22 protein-coding genes are annotated in these 23,385 nt (G+C 72.9%); 12 read left to right on the forward strand and 10 right to left on the reverse strand.

What is annotated here, in order from left to right; genetic code table 11:
• The first annotated feature begins 352 nt into the window (after positions 1-352).
• From ACFVYX_RS10895 to ACFVYX_RS10925, 7 genes are all read left to right on the forward strand, one after another.
• Complete coding sequence (locus ACFVYX_RS10895) at positions 353-895, forward strand: hypothetical protein (RefSeq protein WP_389680988.1); 543 nt, start codon at positions 353-355, stop codon at positions 893-895.
• Between the two features lie 47 nt (positions 896-942).
• The gene (locus tag ACFVYX_RS10900; RefSeq protein WP_389680989.1) at positions 943-3,081 is read left to right on the forward strand and encodes a trypsin-like serine protease; all 2,139 of its coding nucleotides are present in this window, start codon (positions 943-945) and stop codon (positions 3,079-3,081) included.
• Positions 3,082-3,386: 305 nt separating this feature from the next.
• Positions 3,387-5,609 (forward strand): acetate--CoA ligase family protein, encoded by a 2,223-nt coding sequence (locus ACFVYX_RS10905; RefSeq protein WP_389680990.1) that lies wholly within the window; start codon positions 3,387-3,389, stop codon positions 5,607-5,609.
• 7 nt (positions 5,610-5,616) lie between these two features.
• Positions 5,617-6,402 carry an enoyl-CoA hydratase/isomerase family protein gene (locus tag ACFVYX_RS10910; protein WP_389680991.1) on the forward strand — a complete coding sequence of 262 codons (786 nt, stop codon included), beginning with the start codon at positions 5,617-5,619 and terminating at the stop codon, positions 6,400-6,402.
• 94 nt (positions 6,403-6,496) lie between these two features.
• Positions 6,497-7,078 carry a flavin reductase family protein gene (locus tag ACFVYX_RS10915; RefSeq protein WP_389681125.1) on the forward strand — a complete coding sequence of 194 codons (582 nt, stop codon included), beginning with the start codon at positions 6,497-6,499 and terminating at the stop codon, positions 7,076-7,078.
• 81 nt (positions 7,079-7,159) lie between these two features.
• The gene (locus ACFVYX_RS10920) at positions 7,160-7,333 is read left to right on the forward strand and encodes a DNA-binding protein (protein WP_389680992.1); all 174 of its coding nucleotides are present in this window, start codon (positions 7,160-7,162) and stop codon (positions 7,331-7,333) included.
• Positions 7,334-7,337: 4 nt separating this feature from the next.
• The gene (locus tag ACFVYX_RS10925) at positions 7,338-7,637 is read left to right on the forward strand and encodes a helix-turn-helix transcriptional regulator (RefSeq protein ID WP_389680993.1); all 300 of its coding nucleotides are present in this window, start codon (positions 7,338-7,340) and stop codon (positions 7,635-7,637) included.
• Between the two features lie 13 nt (positions 7,638-7,650).
• Here the strand turns inward: ACFVYX_RS10925 and ACFVYX_RS10930 are convergent, their stop codons facing one another.
• Both ACFVYX_RS10930 and ACFVYX_RS10935 read right to left on the reverse strand, forming a co-directional pair.
• Positions 7,651-8,961: an MFS transporter gene (locus ACFVYX_RS10930; RefSeq protein WP_389680994.1), complete on the reverse strand. Its 1,311-nt coding sequence runs from the start codon at positions 8,959-8,961 to the stop codon at positions 7,651-7,653.
• A gap of 124 nt (positions 8,962-9,085) precedes the next feature.
• Positions 9,086-10,375, reverse strand: coding sequence for an MFS transporter (locus ACFVYX_RS10935; RefSeq protein ID WP_389681126.1), 1,290 nt, complete (start codon positions 10,373-10,375; stop codon positions 9,086-9,088).
• Positions 10,376-10,444: 69 nt separating this feature from the next.
• On the opposite strand from ACFVYX_RS10935, the gene ACFVYX_RS10940 reads away from it, so the two are divergent.
• On the forward strand, positions 10,445-11,446 hold the full coding sequence (locus tag ACFVYX_RS10940; protein WP_389680995.1) for a GlxA family transcriptional regulator: 1,002 nt from the start codon (positions 10,445-10,447) through the stop codon (positions 11,444-11,446).
• Here the strand turns inward: ACFVYX_RS10940 and ACFVYX_RS10945 are convergent.
• The 3 genes from ACFVYX_RS10945 to ACFVYX_RS10955 form a co-directional block, all read right to left on the reverse strand.
• Positions 11,401-12,618, reverse strand: coding sequence for an MFS transporter (locus ACFVYX_RS10945; protein WP_389680996.1), 1,218 nt, complete (start codon positions 12,616-12,618; stop codon positions 11,401-11,403). The two genes, ACFVYX_RS10940 and ACFVYX_RS10945, sit on opposite strands and share 46 nt — an antisense overlap.
• A 200-nt stretch (positions 12,619-12,818) precedes the next feature.
• The gene (locus tag ACFVYX_RS10950; protein WP_389680997.1) at positions 12,819-13,868 is read right to left on the reverse strand and encodes a Zn-dependent alcohol dehydrogenase; all 1,050 of its coding nucleotides are present in this window, start codon (positions 13,866-13,868) and stop codon (positions 12,819-12,821) included.
• The gene (locus tag ACFVYX_RS10955) at positions 13,865-14,866 is read right to left on the reverse strand and encodes an SDR family oxidoreductase (protein ID WP_389680998.1); all 1,002 of its coding nucleotides are present in this window, start codon (positions 14,864-14,866) and stop codon (positions 13,865-13,867) included. Before ACFVYX_RS10955 ends, ACFVYX_RS10950 begins: the two co-directional genes overlap by 4 nt.
• 102 nt (positions 14,867-14,968) lie before the next feature.
• Here ACFVYX_RS10955 and ACFVYX_RS10960 point away from each other — a divergent pair, with 102 nt between their 5' ends.
• The gene (locus ACFVYX_RS10960) at positions 14,969-15,895 is read left to right on the forward strand and encodes a cyclase family protein (RefSeq protein WP_389680999.1); all 927 of its coding nucleotides are present in this window, start codon (positions 14,969-14,971) and stop codon (positions 15,893-15,895) included.
• A gap of 142 nt (positions 15,896-16,037) precedes the next feature.
• Here ACFVYX_RS10960 and ACFVYX_RS10965 read toward each other — a convergent pair whose 3' ends face one another.
• From ACFVYX_RS10965 to ACFVYX_RS10980, 4 genes are all read right to left on the reverse strand, one after another.
• Positions 16,038-16,484: an ATP-binding protein gene (locus ACFVYX_RS10965; RefSeq protein WP_389681000.1), complete on the reverse strand. Its 447-nt coding sequence runs from the start codon at positions 16,482-16,484 to the stop codon at positions 16,038-16,040.
• A gap of 410 nt (positions 16,485-16,894) precedes the next feature.
• On the reverse strand, positions 16,895-17,758 hold the full coding sequence (locus ACFVYX_RS10970; RefSeq protein ID WP_389681001.1) for an acyl-CoA dehydrogenase family protein: 864 nt from the start codon (positions 17,756-17,758) through the stop codon (positions 16,895-16,897).
• An 8-nt stretch (positions 17,759-17,766) separates the two neighbouring features.
• A complete protein-coding gene (locus ACFVYX_RS10975; RefSeq protein WP_389681002.1) occupies positions 17,767-18,900 on the reverse strand; it encodes an acyl-CoA dehydrogenase family protein in 1,134 nt (377 codons plus the stop codon).
• Positions 18,900-20,090, reverse strand: a complete 1,191-nt coding sequence (locus tag ACFVYX_RS10980) for an amidohydrolase family protein (RefSeq protein ID WP_389681003.1) — start codon at positions 20,088-20,090, stop codon at positions 18,900-18,902. Before ACFVYX_RS10980 ends, ACFVYX_RS10975 begins: the two co-directional genes overlap by 1 nt.
• A gap of 129 nt (positions 20,091-20,219) precedes the next feature.
• Between ACFVYX_RS10980 and ACFVYX_RS10985 the strand changes: the two genes are divergently transcribed.
• A complete protein-coding gene (locus tag ACFVYX_RS10985) occupies positions 20,220-21,728 on the forward strand; it encodes a class I adenylate-forming enzyme family protein (protein ID WP_389681004.1) in 1,509 nt (502 codons plus the stop codon).
• Here the strand turns inward: ACFVYX_RS10985 and ACFVYX_RS10990 are convergent.
• Positions 21,700-22,128: an STAS domain-containing protein gene (locus tag ACFVYX_RS10990; protein WP_389681005.1), complete on the reverse strand. Its 429-nt coding sequence runs from the start codon at positions 22,126-22,128 to the stop codon at positions 21,700-21,702. The two genes, ACFVYX_RS10985 and ACFVYX_RS10990, sit on opposite strands and share 29 nt — an antisense overlap.
• A gap of 197 nt (positions 22,129-22,325) precedes the next feature.
• Here ACFVYX_RS10990 and ACFVYX_RS10995 point away from each other — a divergent pair, with 197 nt between their 5' ends.
• On the forward strand, positions 22,326-22,907 hold the full coding sequence (locus ACFVYX_RS10995; RefSeq protein WP_389681006.1) for a sigma-70 family RNA polymerase sigma factor: 582 nt from the start codon (positions 22,326-22,328) through the stop codon (positions 22,905-22,907).
• A gap of 83 nt (positions 22,908-22,990) precedes the next feature.
• On the forward strand, positions 22,991-23,385 hold a 395-nt coding region (locus tag ACFVYX_RS11000), incomplete at its 3' end, for a zf-HC2 domain-containing protein (RefSeq protein WP_389681127.1).

Consider the following 23,385-nt stretch of genomic DNA (forward strand, 5'->3'; position numbering starts at 1 on the left):
ATTCCTGCATTCCGGATAGCTCCATCAATTCTTCACCGAGTCCAGGGCATCCCTTTCGCGGGGTGACGCAGGTCATACTCAAACTCGTTGATCTGCACCGTTTCTGATGGTTTGCCATATGGACAAGCATGCGACGGGCGGTCTTACATACCTGGGGCTGCGGGCGTGATCTTCATGACGCCACCCCCTCCCAGGGGTGGCTCCCGCTGAAATTCGGAGGTGCCGGTGGCTGATTCAGCACCCTTATTCGTCCGGTCGGACGGAAAGGTTTTCCGGCGTGCCGTACCGCAGCCTTACCGCCCTTTTCGAGCATGTTCCGGCCATTCGGGCGGAACCGACCACGAGGACTGAGATGAAGGCACGCACCACCACGGCGTCCAGAGCGGGGCGCCTCGCGGGGCGCATCCTGGGCGCCTCGGCGGCCGCCGGCGCCCTGGCCTGGATCGCGGTGACGGCCGCCCCCGCGGGCAGCCCCGCCCCGGCACACGCCACCACCGCGGAGGCCGTCGCCGACGAGGCCCCCGGCTTCGCCGTCGAGAGCTACGACTATCCGCAGGCGGACAAGATCCTCGCGGAGCAGGGCATCACCCTCAAGCGCGGTGACGGTCACATCCTGCTCGCCGACTGCGCCTCGGGGACGGGCCTCCTCGAGGTCTGGTCCCGCGAGAAGTCCCGCGTCTGCTTCCGCGCCACCGGCAACAGCGGCTGGCTGACGCTGGAGATCCCCACGGTGTACGGCGTGAAGAGCAACGCGTACGCGACGGAGCTCGACATGACCGTCGGCACCGAGGAGAAGACGTACGACATCCCCGCGAACTCCTGGAAGCCGGTGGGCGAGACCGCGGACCCCGAGGGCCGTCCCCACATGCTCGTGGAGATCAGGACCTCCAAGTAGTCCCCGGTCACGCCCCTTCGCCGTACCTGCCACCAAGGAACTCACTGATGCGACACACCAGACCCGCGGGTCTCGCCGCACTGTCGGCCGCTCTGATCGCCGCACCCCTCGTCCTGACGGGCGCCCCCGCGCAGGCCGTCTCCGGCACCGCGGTCACGGACACTTCGTACGCCTTCACCGCGCAGCTCCAGATAGGCAGCGGCGACCAGCTGCGCGGCTGCTCCGGCGCGCTCGTCGACCCGCAGTGGATCGTCACCGCCGCCAGCTGCTTCGCCGCGAGCCCGTTACAGGGTGGCGAGGTCGCGGCCGGCGCACCCGCTCTGCGGACCGTGGCGACCATCGGCCGCGCCGATCTGACCGCGACCACCGGCGGGCACGTCACGGAGATCACCGAGCTCGTGCCGCGTGCCGGGCGCGACCTCGTCCTGGCCCGGCTCGCGACCCCCGCGACCGGGATCCAGCCGGTGGCCCTGGCCTCGGGGCCCGCGGCGGCCGGTGACACCCTCAAGGTCGCCGGCTTCGGCCGGACGAAGACCCAGTGGGTGCCGGACCGGCTGCACGTGGCCTCCTTCGGCGTGAACACGGTCGACGCCACCACGCTCGGCATCGCCGGCAGCTCCGCCGACGACGCGATCTGCCAGGGCGACAGCGGCGGCCCCGTCCTGCGCGAGCGAAACGGCGCGGTCGAGCTGGTCGGCGTCAGCAGCCGCTCCTGGCAGGGCGGCTGCTTCGGCGTGACGGAGACCCGCAACGGAGCCGTGGCCGAACGGACCGACGGCCTGGTGACCGGCTTCCGGCTCGCCGCCGGGCAGCGCCTGGCCTCCGGCGACACGCTGGCCTCCGCCGCCGCCACGCTCACCATGCGCGCCGACGGCAACCTCGTCGTCACGGCCAAGGCCGGCCACGTGCTCTGGTCGTCGAACACGGCCGGCAACGCGGGCGCCACCGCCCTGTTCGGCGCCGACGGCAACCTCGTCGTGCGCGACGCCGCCGGCACCGCCACCCTGTGGCAGTCCGGCACCACGGCCGCCGGTGGCCAGGTCGTGCTCCAGGAGCGCGGCAACCTCGTCGTGTACGACGCCCAGGGCCAGTCCCAGTGGACGAACGGCTCGGCCGTGCGGGGCGACGTCGACGGCAGCGGCAGGGCCGACATGGTCAACTGGTACGACTACGCCGACGGCCACGACGGCATGCACGTCTTCGGCGGCAGCGCCACCGGCGCCCTCGGCACCCCCCGTTCCGCCTTCTCGACGCCCGCCGGCAACTGGCACCACGACAACATGAAGAAGGCGTCCGGCGACTTCAACGGCGACGGACGCGGTGACGTCGCCGTCTTCTACGGCTACGCGGACGGCTCCGTGAAGCTGTGGACGTTCCTCGGCCAGGCGAACGGCACGTTCGCGACCCCGGTCTCCTCCTGGTCGGTCGCGCCCGGGCACTGGACCTTCTCCCGGGTCCGGCTGCACAGCGGCGACTTCGACGGCGACGGCCGCGACGACCTCATGGCCTGGTACGACTACGCCGACGGCCACGACTCGATGTTCACGTTCCGGTCCGCCGCCAACGGCACCTTCGCCGCGCCCGTCGTCGGCTGGACCGCCCCGGCCGGTTCCTGGACCGCGGCGAACGCGAAGTACGCCACCGGCGACTTCAACGGCGACGGACGCGACGACGTCGCGGCCCTCTACAAGTACGGCGACACGGCCGTGAAGCTGTGGATGTGGACGGCCACCCCGGCGGGTGCCTTCGGCTCCGGCCGGCAGGTCTGGGGCTCCGAGACCTGGGGCGCGCTCGACCGCACCGACATCCACACGGGCGACTTCGACGGTGACGGCCGCGACGACGCGGGCTTCTGGTACGACTACGTCGACGGCCACGACGGCTTCCAGGTCCTGAAGGGCAACCGGGACGGCACGGTGGGCACGCTGCAGGTGGCCCTGAACGTCAAGGCCGGCGACCTGCACCGCGCGAACATGAAGATCGTGGTCGGCGACTACAACGGTGACGGCCGCGACGACCTCGGCGCGATGTACGGCTACGCCGACGGCGGCGAACGGATGTTCACCTGGCCGGCCCTCGCGGGCGGCACGCTCGCGACCACCGCGGTCATCGGCTGGACGAACGCGTCGCCGGACTCATGGACCTTCGCGCGCGTGAACTTCGTGAACCGTTACGACAACGGCTGACACGGGGTCGTGAGCGGGGAGCGGCACCGCCCGGTGTGCGGCGGTCCGTGACCCACGAGGGGCCCTCCGGCCGTCCGGCGGGCCCTTCTTCGCGGACCGGTCCGCGGGCGTCCGGGGGCCGGTCCACGGAGGTCCGCGGGCCGGTCCGCTGCGCACATCCGCGGTCGGTCCACGGACGTCCGCGGGCCCGGTCCGCTTCGCACATCCGCGGGCCGGTCCCCGCACACCCATTCCTGACTGAGCGTCAGTTCGCTAATCTGACTGAGCGTCAGGTGTATACGGACGGGTGAAGGGCGGGCTCCCCCATGCTTGGATCGACTCACGGCACCTTCACCACCGACCTCCGCGCCCGCGTGGTCGCCTGCGGGGAGTCGCCGGGGACCGCCGTGCACGGCGTCCTCGCCGTCGCCGGCGACCAGGACGTCAGCGGACGCCCGCTGTACGCGCCCGTGCCCGACCTGGACCGGTTCTTCCGGCCCGAGTCCGTCGCCGTCGTCGGCGCCTCCGACACCGAGGGGCGGCCCAACACCGGGATCACCCGGCAGCTGCTCGCCTGGGCCGAGCGGGTCGGCGCCCGGATCGTGCCCGTCCACCCCACCCGTACCAGCGTGTTCGGGATCGACTGCGTGCCCTCCGTCGGCGCGCTCACCGAGCCCGTCGACCTCGCCGTCCTCCTCGTCGCCGACCCGCTCCCCGTCATCGAGGAACTCGCCGCCACCAAGGTGAGGTTCGCCGTCGCGTTCGCCTCCGGGTTCGCCGAGACGGGTGAGGCGGGCGCCGCCGCGCAGGAACGTCTCGCCGCCGCCGTACGCCGCTCCGGACTCCGGCTCCTCGGCCCCAACACCAACCTCAACGCCTTCGAGCGCTTCCGCGAGGACCTCGAAGGACCCGCCGTCGCGCTCATCACCCAGTCCGGCCACCAGGGGCGGCCCGTCTTCACCCTCCAGGAGCTCGGTGTCCGCCTCTCCCACTGGGCGCCCACGGGCAACGAGGCCGACCTGGAGACCGCCGACTTCCTCTCCTACTTCGCCGGACGGCCCGAGGTCGGCGCCATCGCCTGTTACGTCGAAGGGCTCAAGGACGGCCGCTCCTTCCTCCTCGCCGCCGACCGCGCGGCCCGCAACGGCGTCCCCGTCGTCGCCGTGAAGGTCGGACGCACCGAGACCGGGGCCCGTACCGCCGCCTCCCACACCGGCAAGCTCACCGGCGCCGACCAGGTCGTCGACGCGGCCATGCGCCAGTTCGGGGTGATCCGCGTCGACGGGCTCGACCAGCTCCAGGACACCGCGACGCTCCTCGCCCGCGCCCGCAAGCCGGTCGCCGAGGGCGTCGTCGTCTACTCGATCTCCGGCGGCACGGGCGCCCACTTCGCCGACCTGGCCACGGCGGCGGGCCTCCGGCTGCCCACCCTCCCGGTGACCAAGCAGGACGAACTCCACCAGTGGATTCCGGAGTACCTGAACGTCGCCAACCCCGTCGACAACGGCGGGCACCCGGTCGGCGACTGGCGCGGCCGGAAGATCATCGACGCGATCCTCGCCGACCCGTCCGTCGGCGTCCTCATCTGTCCCATCACCGGCCCCTTCCCTCCGATGAGCGACAGGCTCGCCCAGGACCTGGTCGACGCGGCCGAGGAGACGGACAAGCTGGTGTGCGTGGTCTGGGGTTCCCCGGTCGGCACGGAGGAGGCGTACCGCACGACCCTCCTCGGCTCCTCGCGCCTCGCCACCTTCCGTACGTTCTCCAACTGCATCGGGGCCGTGAAGGCCTACCTCGACCACCACCGCTTCACCACCGGCTATCGCTCCCCCTTCGACGAGGCACCCCGCACGCCCTCCCCGTCCCTCCGCAAGGCGCGGGCGCTCATGCGGCCCGGCCGGCGGCTCAGCGAGCACGCGGCGAAGCAGCTCCTGCGGGCGTACGGGATCCGGGTGCCGCGCGAGCAGCTCGTCACGAGCGCGGCGGCGGCCGTGCGGGCCGCCGGTCTTGTCGGCTACCCGGTGGTGATGAAGGCCTCGGGCGCGCAGCTCGCCCACAAGACGGAGCTCGGCCTGGTGAAGGTCGGTCTCACGTCGGCGAGCCAGGTGCGGGACGCGTACCGCGAGCTCACCGACATCGCCCGCTACGAGTCGGTCGAACTCGACGGCATCCTGGTCTGCCAGATGGTGGGGCGTGGGGTCGAGATGGTGGTGGGCGTGACCCGCGACGAGCTGTTCGGCCCGACGGTGACGGTCGGGCTCGGCGGGGTCCTGGTCGAGGTCCTGAACGACACGGCCGTACGCGTCCCGCCCTTCGGTGAGCGGGAGGCCCGTTCGATGCTCGCCGAGCTGCGGGGCCGGGCCCTCCTCGACGGGGTACGGGGTGCCCCGCCGGCCGATGTCGACGCGCTGGTGGAGGTCGTCCTGCGGGTGCAGCGGATGGCCCTCGAACTCGACGGCGACCTCGCCGAACTGGACATCAACCCGCTGATGGTGCTGCCGCGCGGGCAGGGCGCGGTGGCCCTGGACGCGCTGGCGGTCTGCCGATAGGAGAGCCATGTCCGACGTACTCCACGGCATCGAGAACGGCGTCTCGTGGATCACGCTCAACCGCCCCGAGGCGATGAACGCCGTCACCTGGGACCAGCGGGAACGGATCATCGCCCTGCTCGCCGAGGCGTCCGCGGACCCCGACGTCCGGGCGGTGGTGGTGACGGCGACGGGCCGGGGCTTCTGCGCGGGGGCCGACCTGCGGGGCGCGCCGGCCGTCTCGGAGACCGTCCCCGGGGACGTGACGCGCACGATCCGGCGCGGGGCGCAGCGCTTCGTCGGAGCCGTACTGGACTGCGAGAAACCGGTGATCGCGGCGGTGAACGGAACGGCGGCGGGCATCGGCGCACACCTCGCCTTCGCGTGCGACCTGGTGCTCGCGGCGGAGTCGGCCCGGTTCATCGAGGTGTTCGTCCGGCGGGGGCTGGTCGCCGACGGGGGCGGGGCGTATCTGCTGCCGAGGCTGATCGGGCCGCAGCGGGCGAAGGAGCTGCTGTTCTTCGGTGACGCGGTGGGGGCGGCGGAGGCGAAGGAGCTGGGCCTGGTGAACCGGGTCGTCCCGGCGGAGGACCTGGCGAAGACGGCCCGGGAATGGGCGGAACGCCTGGCCCAGGGCCCGACGCGGGCCCTCGCCCTCACGAAGCAGCTGGTGAACGCGTCCCTGGACGTCGACCGTTCCACCGCCTTCGCCGCGGAGGCGGCGGCGCAGGAGCTCAACATGGCGACGAGGGACGCGCGGGAGGGGGTGGCGAGCTTCGTGGAGCGACGGGAGGCGCGGTACGAGGGGCGTTGACCCGCTCCCCCGGACGGCGATTCCCCGGCCGACCCGGGGCTTCCCATCTGACGGCCCGTCAGCTTCAATGGACGACGTGATGGGACACGCGGGGATGGCGGCCACCGCCGTCCGACACCTGAGAGCGGCCGGTTCGCCGACGGCCGTGGAACCACTGCCCCGGCCGGTACTGCGCGCGGTACGGGAGGACGAGCGGCCGCCCGTCGACCCGGCCGAGTTCCGCCGCGTCCTCGGCCACTTCCCGAGCGGGGTCACGATCGTGACGGCCCTCGACGCCGAAGGCCCGGCGGGCTTCGCCTGCCAGTCCTTCGCCTCGCTCTCCCTCGACCCGCCGCTTGTCGCCTTCATGGTCGCCCGCACGTCGACGACCTGGCCCCGGATCGCGGCGGCCGGGACTTTCTGCGTCAACGTCCTCGGCGCCGACCAGGGCGAACTGTGCCGGTCGTTCGCGGTGAGCGGCGCGGACAAGTTCGCGGGCGTGGAGTGGACCCCGGCCCCGGCCACCGGCTCCCCCCGCCTGCCGGACGCCCCCGCCTGGATCGACTGCACGATCACCACCGTCCACACGGGCGGCGACCACCTGATCGTGGTGGGCCGGGTGGAGTCCCTGGGCGCGGCCGACGAGGGCGACCCGCTGCTGTTCCACCGGGGGCGGTTCGGGCGGTTCAGGGGGTAGCCCGCGCCCTCACCCTTTCGGGTACTCCCCGGCGAACGACGCGCACACGGAGTACGCTCGCCATAACGTCCCTGTTATGCCATGGGCCATGTCGAACTTGAGCCGGAGGTGGAGTACAAGATCGCTCCCGGCCGGAGAATCATCCTGCTGACCGTCTTCCGCAAGACCCGGCAGCACGAGGCCGCCGAACTGGACCGGGCTGTGCGCGCGTGGGCGGCGTGCGTCACGCAGGAACACACCGTCGACGAGGGGTGACTCGATGAGCGACCGTACGGACTGGGACGGGCTGCGTGAGCAGGCCCTGGTGCATCCCGAGGCACGGGCCTCCTGCGAGGCGACTCGGGTCCGGTTCGAGCTGGGTCGGGCGGTGCGGGAGCGCCGGGAGGAGCTCGGCATGACACAGACGCAGCTCGCCCGTGCGGCGGGGCTCCAGCAACCGGCCGTCGCCCGGTTCGAGGCGGGCGGCACCATGCCCACCCTGCCGCTCCTCGAACGCCTCGCCGTCGCGCTCGGCATGCGCCTTCACGTCGGGTTCGAGCCGCTGGACAAGGCCGGCTGAACCCGGCGCGCCCTCACGCTCCAGCCGACGGCAGGCCCTCCGTCCGGGGCCGCCTGATCACCAGTGCCATCAGCGCCGCCGCCGCGCACAGCGCGCCCGAGGCGTACCACACGACGTCGTACGTGCCGAAGACGTCGCGGGCCACGCCGCCCGCGAAGGCGACGGCCGCCGCGCCGACCTGGTGGGACGCGAGGACCCAGCCGAAGACGATCGCCGAGTCCTCGCCGTAGTGCTCGCGGCACAGGGCGATCGTGGGCGGGACGGTGGCCACCCAGTCCAGGCCGTAGAAGACGATGAAGAACAGCATCGGGGGGTGGACCGAGGGGGCCAGCAGCATCGGGAGGAAGAGGAGGGAGATCCCTCGGAGCGCGTAGTAGACCGCGAGCAGCCGGCGCGCCTCGAAGCGGTCGGTGAACCAGCCCGAGGCGATCGTGCCGACGACGTCGAAGACGCCGATCACGGCGAGCAGTCCGGCCGCCGCCGTCACCGGCATCCCGTGGTCGTGGGCGGCGGGCACGAAGTGCGTCTTGACGAGGCCGTTCGTGGACGCGCCGCAGATCGCGAAGGTGCCCGCGAGGAGCCAGAACGGGCCGGTGCGGGCCGCCTTGAGGAGGACGGTGACCGCGCGGCGGGCCGCGCCCGTGACGGGGGCGGGCTTGTCGGCGTACTCCCCGCCGTACGGGGCGAGCCCGACGTCCGCCGGGTGGTCGCGGAGCAGCAGCCACACGAAGGGGACGACCGCGAGGGCGGCGAGGGAGACGGTGACGGCGGCCGGCTCCCAGCCGTGGTGCTCGACCAGCCAGGCGAGGAGGGGGAGGAAGACCAGCTGCCCGGAGGCGCCTGCGGCGGTGAGGATGCCGGTGACCAAGCCCCGGCGGGCGACGAACCAGCGGTTGGTGACGGTCGCGGCGAACGCGAGGGCCATGGAGCCGCTGCCGAGGCCGACGAGCACGCCCCAGTAGAGGACCAGCTGCCAGGCCGCCGTCATCCACACCGTGAGGACCGAGCCGAGGGAGATGACCGTCAGGGCGACGGCGACGACCCGGCGGATGCCGAAGAGGTCCATGAGGGCGGCGGCGAAGGGGGCGGTCAGGCCGTAGAGGGCCAGGTTCACCGAGACGGCGAAGCCGATGGTGCCCCGCGACCAGCCGAAATCCTCGTGCAGCGGCTCGATCAGCAGGCCCGGCAGGGAGGCGAAGGCGGCCGCGCCGATGATCGTGACGAAGGTGACCGCAGCGACGAACCAGGCGCGGTGGAAGCGGGGGGTGCGGAGGGGAGGGCGGTCGGGGGCGCGACCTGCGGGGCTCTCGGTTGTCTGGGCCATGCCACCGAGGCTCCCGTCTCCACCACCGCCCCGCCATTGGCCCGAATGACAGGTTTGCAAAGGATCGGGACACCCGCCCCCTTACGCCCTCGGCAGCGTCCTGATCGGGCGCACCGCGAGCAGCTCACATCCTCGGCAGCGTCCTGATCGGGCGTACCGCGAGCAGCGCCCCCACCACGAGCACCGCGATGCCCGCCCCCGTGAGCAGCACCGCCTCCGTGCCGACCGTCGCCGCCACCGGCCCCGACAGGGTCCGGCCGACGCCCATCATGAGGAGCGAGCCGGCCACGTCGTACGCGTGCATCCGGTTCAGGGCCTCCTGCGGTACATGGGTCTGCACCGCGGTCGACCACATCACCAGCCAGAACGCGAAGGCCGCGCCGCCGATGAACTGCCCGGCGCCGAGCAGGGCCACCGGCGCGCCCAGGCCGAGCAGGGCGAGGTTCACGGGGAGGCCGAGGAGCGCGACCGCGCCCGCCGCGAGGGGCGTGCGCGGGCGCAGCCGGAGCGCGAGCAGGCCGCCGACGGCGCTGCCGGCGCCGTTGACGGCCATGAGCACGCCGTACGCGGCCGAGCCGTGATCCCCGGTGACCAGGCTCGCGGTGAGGGGCACCATGGGGCCCGCGACGGTCAGCCCGTACACCGTCCAGATGGAGATGACTCCCCAGAGCCAGCTCCGTGACCTGAACTCACGCCAGCCGCCGACGAGTTCGGCGCCGAGGGAGTCGCGGCGCCGGGAGTCGGAGGGGAGGGGCGGGATGCGCATGAGGGCGAGGCAGAGGGCGCTGACCGCGAACGTCACGCCGTTGACGGCGAAGGCGGCGCCCGCGTCCCACAGGGCGACGAGCAGGCCGGCCGCGGCCGGGCCCGCCATGGTCATGAGGGCTTCGACGACGCGCAGGACGGCGTTGGCGCGCTGCACGTCGGGGGCGATGCGCGGGATGGTGGAGGCGACGCCCGGCTGGAAGAGGGCGGCGCCCATGCCGGCGGCGACGGAGAGGGCGTACACCGCCCACAGCGGCGGGCTGCCGAGCGTGAAGGAGACGGCGAGGACGGCGGCTCCCGGCAGGCGCAGCAGGTCGGCGAGGATCATCATGCGGCGGGCGGTGAAGCGGTCGGCGAGGACGCCGCCGAAGAGGACGAAGAGCGCGAAGGCGGCCGTCCAGCCGCCGAGCGCGTAGCCGACGGTGGAGCCGGGGTGGCCGGCGCCGAGGAGGCCGGCGGCGAAGGCGACCGGGACCATGCCCTCGCCGAAGACGGCGACGCCCCGGGCGACGAAGAAGAGCCGGAAGTTACGGTTCCACAGTGCGGGCGGCTCGACGGGCGGCCCGGCGGGTGACTCGGCGGGCGGCTCCGCCGGCGCGGGAATCCGCTCGGGGGCCTCAGACTTGTACGTGTTGTCCGTCACGGACAGCTGACCTATCACCCGAGTGGTCTGGACCACCACTGATTTTTCGACCGACCTCCGGAGGGAGCACCGCCCGTGCCGTCGCCGTCCGAACCGCCCCCGCACCGCGTCGCCGTCCTCGCGCTGCCCGGCCTCCTCCCCTTCGAACTGGGCATCCCGCACCGCATCTTCGGCCGCGCCCGGGACCCCGAGGGCCGGCTGCTCTACGAGATCGTCACCTGCGCCCCGGTCGCCGGGCCCGTCCCGACCGACGCCGACTTCTCCGTCCACGTCGAGCACGGCCCGGAGGCGCTCGCCACCGCCGACACGGTCGTCGTGCCCGCCTCGTACGAACTGGGCCCCGTCTACGACGAGGGCAGGCTCACCGACGAGCTGGCCGCCGCCCTCGCCCACATCCGGCCCGGCACCCGGCTCGTCTCCATCTGCACCGGCGGGTACGTGCTCGCCGCCGCCGGCTTCCTCGACGGGCGCCCGGCCACCACCCACTGGTCCTCGGCCGAGCACTTCCAGCGTCTCTTCCCGCGCGTACGGGTCGACGCGGACGTCCTGTTCGTCGACGACGGCGACGTCCTCACCTCGGCGGGCGTGGCCGCCGGGATCGATCTGTGCCTGCACATCGTGCGCCGTGACCACGGCACGGCGGTCGCCAACGACGTCGCCCGCAGGACAGTCGTGCCGCCGCACCGGGACGGCGGCCAGGCCCAGTACATCGAGCGGCCGCTGCCGGAGGCCGGCACCCACACCACGACCACCGCGCGCGCGTGGGCGCTCGCCCACCTCCACGAGCCGATCCAGCTGCGGGACCTGGCCGGCAAGGAGTCGATGAGCGTACGGACGTTCACCCGCCGCTTCCGTGACGAGGTCGGCATCAGCCCCGGCCAGTGGCTCACCCAGCAGCGCGTCGAACGCGCCCGGCACCTCCTGGAGTCCACCGGCCTGCCCGTCGACCGCATCGCCCGGGACGCGGGCTTCGGCACGGCCCAGTCGCTGCGCACCCACCTGATGAGCGCGATCGGGGTGACCCCGACGTCCTACCGGCGCACCTTCCGCTCCTCCACGGGCGCGACCTCCTCCTGAGCGTCCCCGGCCCGGAGGGTCAGCCGCCGCTCGCCCACCGCGCCGACCGCCGTGAGCAGCACGGTCAGGGCGACGCCGCAGAGGATCGCGGTCGACGGGGCCGCGACCTTCAGCAGGCCTCCTGCGAGGGCGCCGCTCGCCGCGTAACCGGCGCCGACGGCCGCGTACATGACCGAGTACCCGGCGGCGAGCGCGGACGGCGGGAGGAGCCGGCGCAGGGCGAGGTTGCGGGTGAGCGCGGCGGGGGCCTGGAGGAGCCCGGCGGCGACCAGGACGACGCCGATGGCGGCGGTCCAGGGCAGGAGGGCGACGAGGGCGACTCCCGCGGTCACGGCGAGCACCAGGACGACGGACTGCACGAGCAGCGGGCCCGGCCAGTGCCCCCGCAGGCCGTAGACGAACGCGCCGGCCGCCGAGCCGATCGAGAACCCGGCGAGCAGCACACCGGCCCAGCCGATGGCGATCCCGCGCTGTTCGAGCAGGGCGGGCAAAAGCAGCTCGGCGAGCGCGAGCAGCGAGAGCCCGGCGGCCCCGAGGACGTACACGGGCCAGGCCCGCAGCAGCGCCCGCCGCGCGGAGACCCCCTTCTCCGGCGGCTCGGCCGCCCAGCCGGCCGGCAGCAGCCACATCCCGGCCACGGCGAGCCCCGTCAGGACGGCCATGAGGAGCAGCGGTACGGCGGGGCCGGCGCCGAGCGCGAGGCCGGTGGCGAGCGCGGGGGCGGCCGCCCAGACGCCGAAGGTCAGCATCGACTCCATGCTCATCGCCTGCGTGACGGCCCGCTCGGGAACCATGCTCGTGAGCAGCGCGCGCAGCCCGCCCGCCACGGCCGCGGGACCGGCGCCCGCGAGCACCGCGAGGGCGGAGAGGGCGACGGGGTGCGCGTCGGACGCGACCCCGAGCCCGGCGAACCCGACGGCACCGACGGCGAGCCCGGCGGCGAGCTGCGGCCGGGCCCGTTCGGCGTTCATGCGGAGGCCGAGGACGGGTGCGGCGACGATCTCCCCGATGACGTACGCGGCGGCGAGCACGGCCCCGAGGGAGTACCCGCCGGGCCGCTCGCGCACAAGGAAGACGAGCGCGAGCGGCGCCATGGCGACGGGCAGCCGCCCGGCGGCGGTGACGGCGCACCAGGCGAGGACGGGCCGGGTGGCGAGCTCACGGTAGGACATGATCAGGACCGTAACGGCCGTACGCCCCTGTGCCCAGCCTGTTTCGAGGGACCCGGCCGGCCGGGAGAGGCGCCGCCGGGCGGCCCGGGAGCGGTCCCGCCACGCAGCCCGGGAGCGACCCCGCCACGCGGCCCAAAAGCAGCGCCGCCGCGCGGCCCGGAAGCGGTCCCGCCGGGACCTCGGATGCCGGACCCGGCCGGTCAGAAAGTGAGCACCCCCCGGGCCACCTTGCCCGCCTCCGCGTCCTCCACCGCCCGCGCGAACTCCTCCACCGGGTAGGTGGTGGTGACCAGTTCGTCGAGGAGCAGATGCCCCGAGCGGTACAGCTCGGCGTAGAGGGGGATGTCCCGCTGGGGGCGGGAGGAGCCGTAGCGGCAGCCCAGGATCGACTTGTCCAGGAACATCGCCGCGGGGAGGAAGCTCGCCTCCGCCTTCGGGGCGGTCATGCCGAGGAGGATCGCCTGGCCGTGCCGGTCGAGGAGGTCGATGGCGGTACGGACGAGGCCGGTGTGGCCGACGCACTCGAAGACGTGGTCGGCGCCGGTGCGCAGGATGTCCCGTACGCCGTCGGTGGAGGTCAGGAAGTGGCTCGCTCCGAACTGCCGGGCCACCGCCTCCTTCGCCGGGTTCGTGTCCACGGCGACGATCGTCAGCGCGCCCGCGACCCTCGCGCCCTGGAGGACGTTGAGGCCGATGCCGCCCGTGCCGATGACGACGACCGTCTCGCCCCGGCCGACCTTCGCCCGGTTGAGTACGGCCCCGACTCCGGTGAGGACGCCGCAGCCCATCAGCGCCGCCGAGGTCAGCGGGATGTCCTGGGGGATCTTCACCGCCTGGACCGCCTTGACGACCGTCCGCTCGGCGAACGACGAGTTCGACGCGAACTGGTACAGCGGCCGCCCGCCGCGCGAGAACGGCCGCCCCGGCATCCCGATCGCCTTCCGGCACATGGTGGGCCGGCCCCGGTCGCAGTCGGCGCAGGCACCGCAGTTGGCGAGGGTCGACAGGGCCACGTGATCGCCCGGGACGACGTGCGTGACCCCTGGCCCGACCGCCTCGACGACTCCGGCGCCCTCGTGCCCGAGGACGACGGGCGGGGGGAAGGGGATGGTTCCGTCGATGACGGACAGGTCGCTGTGGCAGAGACCGGCGGCGGCTATCCCCACGAGGACCTCGCCGGGGCCGGGGTCCCGTACCTCCAGGTCGTCGACGACCTGGACCTGCTTCCCGTCGAACACCACTCCCCTCATGAGCCGCTCCCCTTGCTGCCCGTCGGCGCGTCCGCAACGGAGCTGGAGCCCTCCGCGACCGCGCCGGAGCGAGAGCCCTCCCCGACCGCGTTGGGCCGTGAGCCCTCCGCCGCCGCCCGGGCCATCTCCTCAAGGCGTGCCAGCATCGGCATCGGGTCCACCCCCACCGTCCCCGGCAGGAAGTCCGCGATGCGCTCGGGGGTCCACCCGCCGCCCTCCGCGTACCCCGCCCGCAGCTCCCTCGGCTGGGCCCAGACCGCGATCTTGGGGCCCGCGATCGTGTAGACCTGGCCGGTGATCCGCTCCTCCCGGGCCCGTTCGGAGAGCAGGTAGACGACGAGCGCCGCCACGTCCTCCGGTTCCCCGATCTCCTTGAGCTCCATGGGGACGTTCGCCGACATCCGCGTCCGCGCCACCGGCGCCACCGCGTTCGCCGTGACCCCGTACTTGTGGAGGCCGAGCGCCGCCGACCGTACGAGCGAGATGATCCCGCCCTTCGCGGCGGAGTAGTTGGCCTGGGCCACGGACCCCTGGTGGTTGCCGCTCGTGAAGCCGATCAGGGTGCCGGTCCCCTGGCGCCGCATGACGGCCGAGGCCGCCCGGAAGACGGTGAACGTGCCCTTGAGGTGGGTGGCGACGACCGGGTCCCACTCCTCCTCGGTCATGTTGAAGAGCATCCGTTCGCGCAGGATGCCGGCGACGCACACGACGCCGTCGATCCGCCCGTACTCCGCGAGGGCGGTGTCGACGACCCGCTGTCCGCCCGCCATCGTCGAGATGTCGTCGGCGACGGCGACGGCCGTGCCGCCCGCCGCCTCGATCTCCTTCACGACGGAGAGGGCGATCTCGGAGGTGGGTTCCCCGCCCTCGATCGACACCCCGTAGTCGTTGACGACGACGTTCGCGCCCTCCGCCGCGCACGCGAGGGCGACGGCGCGGCCGATACCCCGTCCCGCGCCCGTGACGGCGACGACCTTGCCAGTCAAGAAGTTCCCCACGCCCGGCCCCTTCCCGCATTTTCTGACGGCCCGTTAGATTCGTTCGTCGTCAGGATTCTACGGTCCGTCAGATACCGGAAAACAAGACCCCGGAGGCCCCCGATGTCTCTGCCCGCCGCATTCCACGAGATGGCCAAACGCGTCAACAACTGGGGACGCTGGGGCCAGGACGACGAGATCGGCACCCTCAACCTCGTCACGGACGAGGTGGTACGGGAGGCCGTCGCCACCGTCCGCACCGGCCGCCGCGTCCCGCTCGCCGTCGACCTCAGGCAGGACGGCGTGCAGACCGGCATGATCCCCGGCCGGGTCAATCCGCTCCACGTCATGGTCCAGATCAACCAGGAGCTCTTCGGCCCCGGCACGGTCGCCACCAGCGACGACGCCGTGACCCTGGGCCTCCAGGCCGGCACCCACTGGGACGCCCTGACCCATGTCTCGCACTCGGGCCGCATCTACAACGGCCGGCCCGCCGCCTCCATCACCCCGCACGGCCGCTCCGAGTTCAGCGGCATCCACACCGCCCGGCACCTCGTGAGCCGTGGGGTGCTGCTCGACGTGGCCGCCGCGAAGGGCCTGGACCGGCTGCCGGGCAACCACCCGGTCACCCCCGAGGACCTGGACGAGGCGGCGGAGTTCGGCGGAGTGACGGTCCGCTCCGGCGACATCGTGCTCGTACGGACGGGTCAGATGCGGCTGTACCTGGCCGGGGACCGGCACGGGTACGCCTTCCCGTCACCAGGCCTTTCGGTCCGTACGCCGGAGTGGTTCCACGCCCATGACGTGGCGGCCGTCGCCAACGACACTCTCACCTTCGAGATCTTCCCGCCGGAGATCGAGGACCTGTGGCTTCCCGTGCACGCCCTTGACCTCGTCGAGATGGGAATGCTCCAGGGGCAGAACTGGAATCTGGAATCCCTGTCCACAGCCTGTGCACAAGAGCGGCGGTACGCGTTCCTGCTCTCCGCGATGCCGGAACCTTTCGTCGGCGGCACAGGCACACCGGTGGCACCGGTCGCGATCCTGTGAGGCCTGCCTTCCGGATCGGGCCGGCGGGCGGCGGCAGAGCCGCCGCCACCCGGCAGCGACCCGCACACGCCGAGGGCCCGCGGCCCTCGGCTCCCCTCGCCGCGCATCGCTCACACCAGAGTGGGCAAAACGGAACGAACCGTCAACAGTGCACCCGGCCGGGCGACACCGGGAGCCCCGGGCCCGGGACGGGCCCGACCGGCGCCCGGTCCACCTCGCACCAGATGCTCTTGCCCGCACCCTCGGGCTGCCAGCCCCACCGGTCCGCGAGGCCGTCCACCAGCTCAAGGCCGCGCCCGTTGGTGTCCTCGCCCTCCGCGTGCCGCGGTTTCGGCGGACGGTCGCTGGCGTCGGCGACCTCGACCCGCACCCCGCCCTCCGCCACGAACAGCATCCGCAGCACGGCCGGACAGCCGGTGTGCACCACCGCGTTGGTCACGAGCTCGGAGATGAGCAGCACCAGCGTCTCGGCCAGCGGTTCGTCATCCCCTATGCCCGAACCGGCGAGCCGTGACCGCGCCCACCTCCGGGCTCGCCCCACCTCTGCCGGGTCGGGCCCGACTTCCAACTGAACCTGAAGCACCTGCACCGCTCACACCATCCGAACCGGCGGACACATCGCCTCGCGCCTCACAGCCATCGACGCCCTGACGGAACGTGATTTCCTTGCGAGACAGCATGGTTGACGTACAGTCACCGCAACAAGCGCTTCGGGCATATTCCAGCGCGAAGGAGTACGCGTAGTCCATACTGTGCGACGCGCGCTGCGGGGAGTCGAACAGGAGCGCGCAGGGCGCGTCCTCGGGGCGCGAGCGGCGCGCATTCCCGGCACCGGAGTCACCCAACGGGCGACACCGGGACGATCCGGGTCAACATGCGCTCGCATCCCACGGAGCGTACCGGAGCCGGAGGCCGACTCCGGGCCGTGACGGCCCCGCCGCAGGACACAACCCGGTATCGACATTGCGTGACCCGGCGGGTGCGGAGCGCCACCGCCGGTTACAGGGCGGCGGCCACCGCCTCCTCGGCCCGCGCGGCGGGCAGCCGGAGCCGGGCCCGCACCCAGGCCCGCTTGAGGTGCAGATGGACGTCCGCCTCCCAGGTGAAGCCCATGCCGCCGTGCACCTGGAGGCAGTCGCGGGCGTTGCCCGTGGCGGCGTCGTCGGCGAGCAGCTTGGCCCCGGCGATCTCGACGGGGTCGGCGGTGACGGACGCGGCGCGGACGGCGGCGCGGGCGAGTTCGGTACGGACGAGCATCCCGGCGCAGAGGTGCTTGACGGCCTGGAACCCGCCGATCGCCTGCCCGAACTGCTTGCGCCCCCGGGCGTATCCGACGGCCGCCTCGGTACTCGCCTCCGCGCTCCCGACCTGCTCGGCGGCGGTGAGGAGGACGGCTTCCAGGGGCCCTGTCGCGCCCCCGCGTCCGGGCACTCGGTGCAGCGGCGTCAGCGGATCCACCGACCTCATCGGGACGGCTCCCGTCACCTCCCCCAGCACCACGTCCGCCTCGTCCAGCCAAGGGACCAGCCCCTCGTCGACGGAGGTCACCACCGTCTCTCCCTCCGCCGCCCCCGGCACGGCCCCGGCCGCCATGTGCGTCGCCACCAGCGGCCCGGGCAGCAGCGCCCTTCCCGCCTCCTCGAACAGGAGCACCGCCTCCGGGAGGCCGAGCCCCGCCCCGCCCTCCTCCTCCGGGAGCCGCAGCGCGAAGAACCCGGCCGCGCCGAGCTCACGCCACAGCTTCCGGTCCAGTGCGCCGGAGGCGGCGGCGGCCCGGAGCGCGTCCCGGTCGAAGCGGCGGAGGAGCAGGTCCCGCGCGCCCCGCCGCAGGGCCCGCTGGTCCTCGGTGAGTCGGAAGTCCATGGCGGGGGTCACCGTCCCTTCGGGAGGCCGAGGATGCGCTCGGCGACGATGTCGCGCTGGATCTGGGAGGTGCCGGCGGCGATCGTGTACGAGAGCGAGGTGAGCCGGTCGAGGGTCCAGTCGCGGTCCAGGTCGAGCGCGTCGGGGCCGAGGACGGCGGCGGCGGCCTCGTACAGCTCCTGGCGGGCGTGGGAGTAGTGGAGTTTGAAGACGGAGCCGCCCGCGCCGGGAACGCCGCCGGTGGCCTGGGCTTCGCTGACGTTGGCCTGGACGAGCCGCCAGAGGGCCTGGAACTCGGCGGAGAGCCTGCCGAGCCGCCGCCGCAGGACGGGGTCGTCCCAGGTGCCGTTCTCCCGGGCCGTGCGGGCGAGTTCGCCGAGGAGGCGGCGGCAGGCGACGACCTCGCCGACGAAGGCGGTGCCACGCTCGAAGGAGAGCGTCACCATGGTGACCCGCCAGCCGTCGTTCTCCTCGCCGACGCGGTGGGAGACGGGCACCCGTACCTCGTCGAGGAACAGCTCCGCGAACTCGGTCGAGCCGGCGAGGGTGCGCAGCGGCCGTACGGTGACGCCGGGGGTGTCCATGGGCATGGCGAGCCAGCTGATGCCCCGGTGCCGGGGGGCCGCCGGGTCGGTCCGTACGAGGAGTTCGCACCAGTCGGCGACCTCGGCGTGCGAGGTCCAGATCTTCTGGCCGCTCACGACGTACGTGTCCCCGTCCCGCACCGCGCGGGTCCTGAGCGAGGCCAGGTCGGAGCCGGCGTCGGGTTCGCTGAAGCCCTGGCACCAGACCGCGTCGCCGCGCAGGATCGGCGGCAGCCACCGCTCGCGCTGCGCGGCGGTGCCTTCGGCGGCGATGGTCGGGCCCGCGTGGAGGAGCCCGACGAAGTTGGCGCCGACGTAGGGCGCTCCGGCGCGTTCTGTCTCCTCAAGGAAGATCAGCCGCTGCGTCGGGGAGGCGTCCCAGTGGGTGTCGGCGTATCCGGCGTCGTACAGCCTGCGCTGCCAGCCGCAGTCGTAGGCGCGGCGGGCGGGCCAGTCGAGCGGGTCGGGCCGCCCGGGAAGGCCGGGCAGGGTCGCGGTGAGCCATTCCCGCAGCCGGGCGCGGTACTCCTCCTCCTCGTCGGTGCAGGTCAGGTCCATCAGACGATGCCCAGATCCAGCATGCGGATGGCGTTGCCCCGCATCAGCTTGTAGACGGTCTCGCCGTCGAGGCCCCGGACGTGGTCGAGGGCGACCTCCTTGGTGTGCGGGAAGGTCGAGTCGACGTGCGGGTAGTCGGTCTCGAAGGTGGCGTTGTCGCGGCCGACGACGTCGAGCGAGGCGATGCCGTGCTTGTCGCGGAAGAAGCAGCAGAAGATCTGCCGGTAGTAGTACGTGGACGGGGGCTCGGGGACGAGGTCGCGGACGCCGCCCCAGGCGCGGTGCTCCTCCCACACGTCGTCGGCGCGTTCGAGGGCGTACGGGATCCACCCCATCTGGCCCTCGCTGTAGGCGAGCTTGAGTCCCGGGAACTTCACCAGGACGCCGGAGAAGAGGAAGTCCATCATCGAGGCCATCGCGTTGTTGAAGCTGAGCGAGGCCTGGACGGCGGGTGGCGCGTCCGGGGAGGCGGCGGGCATCTGGGAGCTCGACCCGATGTGCATGTTGACCACCGTCCCGGTCTCCTGGCAGACGGCGAAGAAGGGGTCCCAGTAGCCGGAGTGGATGGACGGGAGTCCGAGGTGGGTGGGGATCTCGGAGAAGGTGACGGCCTTGACGCCCCGTGCGGCGTTGCGCCGGATCTCGGCGACGGCGAGGTCGATGTCCCAGAGCGGGATGAGGCAGAGCGGGATGAGCCGGCCGCCGCTGTCGCCGCACCACTCCTCGACCATCCAGTCGTTGTAGGCGCGGACGCAGGCGAGTGCCACTTCCTTGTCCTGGGCCTCCGCGAAGGTCTGGCCGCAGAAGCGGGGGAAGGTGGGGAAGCAGAGGGAGGCCTCGACGTGGTTGAGGTCCATGTCGGCGAGGCGGGCCTTCGGGTCCCAGCAGCCGCGCCGCATCTCCTCCCTGGTGATGCCTTCGAGGGTCATGTCGTCGCGGTCGAAGCCGACGGCGGCGATGTTGCGCTTGTACGGGAACCTGAGGTCCTCGTAGATCCACCAGTCGGTGGGCGGGCCTTCGGGGTCCATCGTGATCTGGTACTTGCCGGCGACGTAGGCGAGCTCGCCGATGCCGGCGGTGAGGGGCCGGGGGCCCCGGTCGCGGTACTTCTTCGGGAGCCAGGTCTCGAACAGGTGGGCCGGCTCGATCACGTGGTCGTCGACGCTGATGATGCGGGGCAGTTCCGTCATGACCCCTCCATGTTTCTGATGGACCGTCAGATCTGACTCAGGCTAGGCCCCGCACCCCTGGACCGACAAGCGCCGGGCCTCTACGCTCGCCGCACGATCTGACGGAACGTCAGCCAAGAGGAGTACGGGATGAATGAGACCGCACACACTCTCGGCGACTCCCGCACGCTCTGGGAGCTCGTCACCCGCCGCGCCGCCCTCACCCCCGATCGGCCCGTCCTCCTCCAGGGCGACCGCGTCCTCACCTTCGGCGGCCTGCGCGAGCGCGCCGAGCGCTGCGCCGCCGGTCTGTACGGCATGGGCGTGCGGCCCGGCACCGTCGTCGCCTGGCAGCTGCCCACCCGCGTCGAGACCGCCGTGCTCTCCTTCGCGCTCGCCCGCATCGGAGCCGTGCAGACACCCGTGATCCCCTTCTACCGGGACAAGGAGGTCGGCTTCGCGCTGCGCGAGTCCAAGGCCGAGTTCTTCGCCGTCCCCGGAGTCTGGCGCGGATTCGACCACACGGAGATGGCCCGGCGGCTCGGCGCCCGCGGCGTCTTCGAGGCGTACGCCTCCCTCCCCGACGGCGACCCGGCCGTGCTGCCCCCGCCGCCCTCCTCGGGGACCGACGTCCGCTGGATCTACTGGACCTCCGGCACGACCTCCGACCCCAAGGGCGTCCTGCACACCGACCGCTCGCTCCTCGCCGGCGGCTCCTGCCTCGCCCACGCGCTGCGGCTCACCGACGCGGACGTCGGCTCGATGGCCTTCCCGTACGCGCACATCGCCGGGCCCGACTACACGGTGATGCTGCTGCTCCAGGGGTTCCCCGCGGTGATGTTCGAGCAGTTCGCGCTGCCGGACGCCCTGGACGAGTACCGCAGGCACGGGGTGACCGTGGCCGGCGGCTCCACCGCCTTCTACGCGATGTTCCTCGCCGAACAGCGCAGGCACCCGGACGGGCCGGTCATCCCCACGCTGCGGCTGCTCGCGGGCGGCGGGGCGCCGAAACCGCCCGAGATCTACCACGCCGTACGGAAGGAGCTGGGCTGCCAGCTCACCCACGGCTACGGCATGACGGAGGTCCCCATGATCACGATGGGCTCCCCCGACGACACCGCCGAGAACCTCGCGACCACCGAGGGCCGTCCGCCCGCCGGGATGGAGATCCGGATCACCGGCACCGGCGAGGTCCGCCTGCGCGGCGAGGCCGTCTGCCGAGGCTACCTGGACCCGGCGCAGACGGCCGCCGCCTTCGACGAGGACGGCTTCCTCATCACCGGGGACCTCGGACACCTCACCCCGAGCGGGCACCTCGTCCTCACGGGCCGCGTGAAGGACATCATCATCCGCAAGGGAGAGAACATCTCGGCCAAGGAGATCGAGGACCTCCTCCACACGCACCCGGACGTCGGCGACACCGCCGTCATAGGCCTCCCGGACGCCGAGCGCGGCGAACGCGTCTGCGCCGTCGTCGAACAGCCGCCGGGCGCCGCGCCGCTGACCCTGCCCTCGGTGACGGCCTTCCTGCGGGCCGCCGGCCTCTCCGTCCACAAGCTGCCGGAACAGCTGGAGGTGGTGAACGCGCTCCCCCGCAACGAGACGCTGCGGAAGGTGCTCAAGTACCGGCTCAGGGAGCGATTCGGTCCGTCGCGGTGAGACCGCTCGCGGTCAGGGCCGTCGTGTCGGTGAGCGCCGCCTCGATCGGATCCGTGCCCGTGAGCGCCGCCGGCACGTTCTCGTACACCTCGAAGAGGCGCCGGACGCCGAGCGCGGCGAGCACCCGGCCGACGTGACCCTCCCGGTCCTCGGGCAGTATCAGCCGGAGCCTGCCGCCACAGGAACGCAGCAGCCGGCGGGCCGCGATCAGCATGCCGACCCCGCTGGAATCGCAGAACCGGACGGCGGACAGGTCGACCACCAGGTCGTGGCGGCCTCCCGCGACCACGTCGTGGACGCGGCGGCGTATCCGGGGGGAGGTGACCAGGTCCAGTTCTCCTCGCACCCGGAACACCGTCCAGGAGCCGTACTCGTCCTCGTCGACCTCGATCGTCGTCACGGACGCCGCCTGCCCCGCCGGAACGCCGCGAAACCCCCGGGCCGAAGGATGACGCTTTCCTTACCACCCGGATCCGCGTCAAGGGCGCACTTGCGGCAAACGGACGTACGTTGTCGGCGGGGCGCACTACGTTGGAGGAGAACAGGGGAGCCGGGGAGCCGGGAGGGGAGCCGGAAGCCGGGAGAGCGGAGGGTCGGATGGCGAAGGACACACCGCCGCGCTGGGACCGCAGGATGCAGCAGCGGCTCGCGCGCGGGGAGGCCGCCGCGCTCGGCGAGCTGTACGACCGGTTCGCCTCCCTGGTCCACAGCCTCGCCCACCGGGTCCTCGACGACGACGACGCGGCCGACCAGATCACCCGCGAGGTCTTCGGCTACATCTGGGAGAACCCCGACGCGTACGACCCCAAGCAGGGCAACATGCGCGGGTGGGTCGCCCGCCTGACACAGTCGCAGGCCGTGCACCGGCTGCGGCAGACCGAGGCGACGGCGTACGCGGAGACCGGCCGGGGCTCCGTCGAGGAACTGGAGCAGAAGGTCCGCCGGGCCTCCGTCGCGGCCCGCGCCGACTACATCGTGACGTCCATGCCGACGCCGCTGAGGGCCGCGCTCGAACTGGCGTACTTCCAGCGGCGGGACTACCGGCAGACCGCCGCCGACCTCGGCGTCACCGAGGACGAGGCGCGGCGGCGCCTCCGTCTCGGCCTCCAGCTGCTCTCCTCGGCGAACACCCGGCACCCCGAGGGCGGCGGACCGCCCGGCTACGGACGGGCCCTGTGACGGGGGCGGACGGCGACGGGGACGACGTCGCACGCGCCCCCTGGATACCGGGGCCGCGCCGGTCGGCGGACGACCACGCGGACCTGACGGCGGAGGGGTACGGGACGGAGGAGAAGCCCGGGGAACCCGAGCCGGAGGTGCCGGTCCTCACCCACGGTGTGCTCAAGTCCCTCCTCGGGGCCTGGGCGCTTTCGGCGTGTTCGGCCGGGGAGACGAGGGCCGTCGAGGACCACCTCACGGCCTGCGCGCCGTGCGCGGACGAAGCCCTGCGGCTGCGGGACGCCGTGGCACTGCTCCACGAGGACCGCGACCTGGACCTCGACCCGCTGCTGCGGTCCCGCGTCCTGGAGAACTGCCTGGGCCGCCGCCCGGCACGTATCCCGATCCCCGGCTGGGTCACCCCGTACGACGCGGAGACCGCACGGCTCGACGCGCTGCTGCGGGACATCGGCGAGTCCGAGTGGCACGCGCCGGTACG

Source organism: Streptomyces sp. NPDC058326, from assembly GCF_042879855.1.
Taxonomy (GTDB): domain Bacteria; phylum Actinomycetota; class Actinomycetes; order Streptomycetales; family Streptomycetaceae; genus Streptomyces.

Coding starts and splice junctions, on each gene's coding strand:
- ACFVYX_RS10895 (WP_389680988.1), top strand. CDS start 353: ATGAAGGCACGCACCACCACGGCGTCCAGAGCGGGGCGCCTCGCGGGG.
- ACFVYX_RS10900 (WP_389680989.1), top strand. CDS start 943: ATGCGACACACCAGACCCGCGGGTCTCGCCGCACTGTCGGCCGCTCTG.
- ACFVYX_RS10905 (WP_389680990.1), top strand. CDS start 3,387: ATGCTTGGATCGACTCACGGCACCTTCACCACCGACCTCCGCGCCCGC.
- ACFVYX_RS10910 (WP_389680991.1), top strand. CDS start 5,617: ATGTCCGACGTACTCCACGGCATCGAGAACGGCGTCTCGTGGATCACG.
- ACFVYX_RS10915 (WP_389681125.1), top strand. CDS start 6,497: ATGGCGGCCACCGCCGTCCGACACCTGAGAGCGGCCGGTTCGCCGACG.
- ACFVYX_RS10920 (WP_389680992.1), top strand. CDS start 7,160: ATGGGCCATGTCGAACTTGAGCCGGAGGTGGAGTACAAGATCGCTCCC.
- ACFVYX_RS10925 (WP_389680993.1), top strand. CDS start 7,338: ATGAGCGACCGTACGGACTGGGACGGGCTGCGTGAGCAGGCCCTGGTG.
- ACFVYX_RS10930 (WP_389680994.1), bottom strand. CDS start 8,961: ATGGCCCAGACAACCGAGAGCCCCGCAGGTCGCGCCCCCGACCGCCCT.
- ACFVYX_RS10945 (WP_389680996.1), bottom strand. CDS start 12,618: ATGTCCTACCGTGAGCTCGCCACCCGGCCCGTCCTCGCCTGGTGCGCC.
- ACFVYX_RS10950 (WP_389680997.1), bottom strand. CDS start 13,868: ATGAGGGGAGTGGTGTTCGACGGGAAGCAGGTCCAGGTCGTCGACGAC.
- ACFVYX_RS10960 (WP_389680999.1), top strand. CDS start 14,969: ATGTCTCTGCCCGCCGCATTCCACGAGATGGCCAAACGCGTCAACAAC.
- ACFVYX_RS10970 (WP_389681001.1), bottom strand. CDS start 17,758: ATGGACTTCCGACTCACCGAGGACCAGCGGGCCCTGCGGCGGGGCGCG.
- ACFVYX_RS10975 (WP_389681002.1), bottom strand. CDS start 18,900: ATGGACCTGACCTGCACCGACGAGGAGGAGGAGTACCGCGCCCGGCTG.
- ACFVYX_RS10980 (WP_389681003.1), bottom strand. CDS start 20,090: ATGACGGAACTGCCCCGCATCATCAGCGTCGACGACCACGTGATCGAG.
- ACFVYX_RS10985 (WP_389681004.1), top strand. CDS start 20,220: ATGAATGAGACCGCACACACTCTCGGCGACTCCCGCACGCTCTGGGAG.
- ACFVYX_RS10995 (WP_389681006.1), top strand. CDS start 22,326: ATGGCGAAGGACACACCGCCGCGCTGGGACCGCAGGATGCAGCAGCGG.